Here is a 742-nt window from a genome sequence, read left to right as displayed (position 1 = left end):
GCCGCTTCAAATCCTTCAGGGTCATGTCAACGTGCATTCCGAGGAAAAGACGGAACCGTGTACAGCGATGGCGTTCGCCAATCGTTGCGTGAGGCGGGGATTTTCAAATGCTGAGATGGCCTCGTTTGGATCATTTATGTGGTCAGCCAAATGGTCGCGGCGTGAAGTCCATCGACAATTCGCAGATATCGTACCCTATCTCAAACCGGCTGCGGTCGGTGAATCTCAAGAGGCATTGGAAGCACGCGTGGAGTCCGCTTCTGAAAGCGAACTAAATAATCGAGATCTGGACGACCTCATCTAACCAGCAAGATTGGACGGCTCGACAACTTCCAGCTCCGGCAGATCCCGCAGGCTCTGCAGATCGAAGGTCACCAGGAAGGTCTCCGTGGTTACGAAGGTATGCGGCGCGCCCGGCCGCGGCGAGCGCGGTCCGCTGGCGATCAGGTCCTTGTAGCGCAGCCGGGCCAACAGGTCGCGGCTGACCTCCTTGCCGAAGATGTCGGCCAGGCCCGCCCGGTCGATCGGCTGATGATAGGCGATGGCGCAAAGTACACCCATCTCCATCTCGGTGAAGGTCAACGACTGCTCGCCAAGATCGGCCGCCGCCTTGATCGCGTCCGCGAACTGCGTCCTCGTTCGGAACATCCAACCGCCGGCCACCTGCGCGAGTTCGTAGGGACGACCGGTCAGCTCGGCCTGGATGTCGTCGATCACCATCTCGACCGAGACTCCCTGCCCC

Annotated in this window: 2 protein-coding genes; one reads left to right on the top strand and one right to left on the bottom strand. The window is 59.8% G+C overall.

The genetic code is table 11. The annotated features are described in order from the left end of the window. The coding region (locus C8029_RS22600; protein ID WP_152003654.1) for a hypothetical protein at positions 1-304 on the top strand (304 nt) is incomplete at its 5' end. On the opposite strand, the gene scpB is transcribed toward C8029_RS22600, so the two are convergent. Beyond that, positions 301-742: SMC-Scp complex subunit ScpB (gene scpB, locus C8029_RS20905; RefSeq protein ID WP_152003653.1), on the bottom strand; the 442-nt coding region annotated here is incomplete at its 5' end. The two genes, C8029_RS22600 and scpB, sit on opposite strands and share 4 nt — an antisense overlap.

Source organism: Roseobacter sp. TSBP12, assembly GCF_009129705.1.
Taxonomy (GTDB): Bacteria; Pseudomonadota; Alphaproteobacteria; order Rhodobacterales; family Rhodobacteraceae; genus Celeribacter; species Celeribacter baekdonensis_A.
The sequence above is the reverse complement of the archived record's forward strand: the minus strand, read 5'-3'. Positions and strand labels throughout refer to the sequence as shown.